Annotated in this window: 1 pseudogene; it reads right to left on the bottom strand. The window is 73.7% G+C overall.

Annotated elements, in window-relative coordinates:
- Positions 1 to 3,781 (bottom strand): annotated as a pseudogene (locus ACGFNF_RS30315) (beta-ketoacyl synthase N-terminal-like domain-containing protein); the annotation flags it as partial.
- Between the last annotated feature and the right edge of the window lie 5 nt (positions 3,782 to 3,786).

The raw sequence follows: 3,786 nt of genomic DNA, 5'->3' as shown, positions 1-3,786 counted from the left end.
CCCCATCCAACAACCCCGGCAAATCCACCAAACCACCCCACCGCAACGGCACCTCCAAACCCACCACCCGACCCAAACCCCACACCGCAGCACCCGCGACATCCGCCAGCTCGTCCGAGCCGCCGACCGACACCGCCCCGCGCGTCAGCCACCACAGCCGGCCCGACCCACCGACGTCGGTCAGCGCCTGCACCACGGCGAGCGCCGTCGACACCTCGGCGGCGGCCGGAACCGGGGACGCCTCTCGCGGCTCGGCCAGTGACAGCAGGGACACCACGTGGGCGTCCCGGGCGTCGGAGCCCATCGCCTCCCGCAGCAGCCGCGCCACCCGGTCGCGGTCGGCGCCGGCCGGGACCAGCACCGGGACCGCCCGGTCGGCCCGGGCGGCCAGCGCCGCGGCCACCGGGTGGTCCTCCTGCCCGGGCGCCATCAGCAGCAGCCAGGTCCCCGCCAACGTCGCGGAGTCCGGCACGGCGGCCGTACGCCACGTCGCCCGGTACCGCCAGGAGTCGACGACGGCCCGCTGCTGCGTCGCCCGCCGCCACCGGGCGAGCTTGGGCAGCAGCGCCGTGGACGGCTCGTCCGCGCCCACCGCCAACTCCTCGCCCAGCACGCCGAGGTCCCCGGACTCGACCGCCGCCCAGAACTGCTCGTCGGACGGGGCGTCGGTCCTCTCCGGAGCCGAGCCGGGCTGGGGGTCCTCCAGCCAGTAGCGCTGCCGGTCGAAGGCGTAGGTGGGCAGTTCCACCGCGCGCGGCCGGGCGCCGGTCTGGCCGAGGTACGCCGCCCAGTCGACGGCCACGCCGGCGGCCCAGAGCTGCCCGACGGCGTTGGTGAGGGTGGTGACGTCGGGCTGGCTGCGGCGCAGCGTGGCGACGTACCGCACGTCGTCGGCCGTGTCCGCCTCGGCGGCCATGGCGGTGAGGACCGCGTCCGGGCCGACCTCCAGGAAGGTGTCCACCCCCTGCGCCCGCAGCGCCGCCACACCGTCGGCGAACCGCACCGGCTGCCGCACGTGCCGCACCCAGTAGCCGGGATCGGTGATCTCAGCGGCGTCCGCCACCGCACCGGTCACGTTCGACACGATCGGCACCCGCGGCGGCTGCCAGTCCAGCCCCGCCACCACCGACGCGAACTCGTCGAGCATCGGCTCCATCAGGCGGGAGTGGAACGCGTGGCTGACCGCCAGTTCCTTGACCCGCCAACCCCGCTCACGGCAGGCCGCCACCACCGAGGCCACCTCGCCGGCGGCACCCGACACCACCACCGACGCCGGACCGTTGACCGCCGCGATGTCCACCGCCGCACCGCTCACGCCGATCAGCTCGGCGACAGCCTCCTCCGACGCACCCACGGCCGCCATCACCCCGCCGGCCGGCAACGCCTGCATCAACCGACCCCGCGCCGCCACCAGCGCGCAGGCGTCCGACAGCGACAACATCCCCGACACGTACGCGGCCGTCACCTCACCGATCGAGTGACCCGCCAGGAAGTCCGCCCGCACACCCCACGACGAGAGCAGCTCCCACAACGCCACCTCAACCGCGAACAGCCCCGCCTGCGCGAACACGGTCTGGTCCAGCAACGCGGCGTCGGCCGAACCGGGCTCGGCGAACACCACCTCGCGCAGCGCACGCGGCAACAAGCCGTCGAACCGGGCGCACACCTCGTCGAACGACGCCGCGAAGACCGGGAACGCGTCATACAGCTCCCGGCCCATGCCGCCGCGCTGCGAACCCTGGCCCGTGAAGAGCACCGCCCGGCGACCCGCCGACACCACACCCGAGACCCGGCCCTCGGCAACCGTCGCGAGGCCGGCCGCCAGTTCGTCGACGTCCGAGCCCCACACGACCGCCCGGTGCTCCAACGCGGCCCGGGTGGTCGCCAACGACCACGACACGTCCGCCACCGCAAGATCGGACCGGGACCGCACGAACGACGCCAACCGCGCCGCCTGACCCGCCAGACCCCGCTCGGAGCGACCCGACACCACCCACGGCACCGGCAACCCGACAGGCGCGACCGGCGCCGGAGCGGGCTCCAGCTCCGGCTGCTCGATGATCACGTGCGCGTTCGTGCCGGAGATGCCGAACGACGACACACCCGCCCGCCGGGGACGCCCCACGCCCGGCCACTCACGCGACTCCGTCACCAACTCCACCGCACCCGACGCCCAGTCCACATGCGACGACGGCGCATCCACGTGCAGAGTCGCCGGCACGGTCCCGTGCCGCATCGCCAAGATCATCTTGATGATGCCCGCCACTCCCGCAGCCGCCTGCGTGTGACCGATGTTCGACTTCACCGACCCCAACAACAAGGGCACATCCCGACCCTGCCCATACGTCGCCAACAACGCCTGAGCCTCGATCGGGTCGCCCAACGACGTGCCGGTGCCGTGCGCCTCCACCACGTCCACGTCCGCCGTGGACAGACCCGCAGACGCAAGAGCCTGCCGGATCACCCGCTGCTGCGAGGGGCCGTTCGGCGCCGTCAAACCGTTCGACGCGCCATCCTGGTTCACGGCCGTGCCCCGCACCACCGCCAGGATCCGGCGCCCGTCGCGCCGCGCGTCCGACAGCCGCTGCACCAGCAGCACGCCGACGCCCTCGGACCAGCCCGTGCCGTCCGCGGCGTCGGAGAACGACTTGCAGCGGCCGTCGGCGGACAGGCCGCCCTGGATCGAGAACTCGGCGAACGTGCCCGGTGAGGCCATCACGGTGACGCCGCCGGCCAGGGCGAGGTCGCACTCGCCGGACCGCAGGGCCTGCGCCGCGAGGTGCAACGCCACAAGCGACGACGAACACGCCGTGTCCACGGTCACCGCCGGGCCCTCGAACCCGAACGAGTACGCCACCCGGCCCGACAACACGCTTGTCGCGTTGCCGGTGAGCAGGTGGCCGCCGACCTCCTGGGCCCGACCGACCGACCCGCTGGCGTACCCCTGGAAGCTGGCCCCGGCGAAGACGCCGACCGCGCCGCCCCGCAGGCTGGTGGGGTCGATGCCCGCCGACTCGACGGCCTCCCACGAGGTCTCCAGCAGCAGCCGCTGCTGCGGGTCCATGGCGAGGGCCTCGCGCGGCGAGATGCCGAAGAACTCGGCGTCGAACTCGCCGGCGTCGTAGACGAAGCCGCCCCTGCGGGCGAAGGACGTGTCGGACAGGCCGCTGCTGAGGAAGCTGTCCCAGCCCCGGTCGAGGGGGAACTCGGAGATGCCGTCGCGTCCCGTGGCGAGCAGTTGCCACAGTTCTTCCGGGGACGCGACGCCACCCGGGAGGCGGCAGCCCATCCCGACGATCACGATCGGGTCGTCGTCCACGGTGGCGACCCTGCGGTCGGCCGGCGCGTCACCCGATGCTCCGAGCACGGTCTCCCGGATGAAGGCGACCAGGGCGGCCGGCGTCGGGTGGTCGAAGACCAGGGTGGAGGGCAACGCGAGGCCCGTTTCGGCGGTCAGCCGGTTGCGCAGCTCGACGGCGGTGAGCGAGTCGAAGCCGAGACGCTGGAACGCCCGGTCCGGCCGCACCGCCTCCACGGTGGCGTGGCCGAGCACCGTGGCGACCTGGGAGCGTACGAGGTCCAGGAGGGACGCCTCGACCTCCGGCGGCGTCAGGGCCGCGAGCCGCTCGCGCAGTGCGGAGGCCTGGTCGGTGGGGCCGGTCTCGGCTCGGGCCGCCGCCTCGATCGCCGCCTGTGCCTCGGGGATGTCGGTGAACAGACGCGACGGACGCAACGCCGTGAACGACGGCACAAACCGATCCCACCGCACATCCGCCACCACCACCT

It is taken from the genome of Micromonospora sp. NPDC048868, assembly GCF_043198195.1.
GTDB classification, from domain to species: Bacteria; Actinomycetota; Actinomycetes; order Mycobacteriales; family Micromonosporaceae; genus Micromonospora; species Micromonospora reichwaldensis.
Note: the sequence above shows the minus strand (reverse complement) of the source record. Positions and strands in the feature narration are given on the sequence as shown.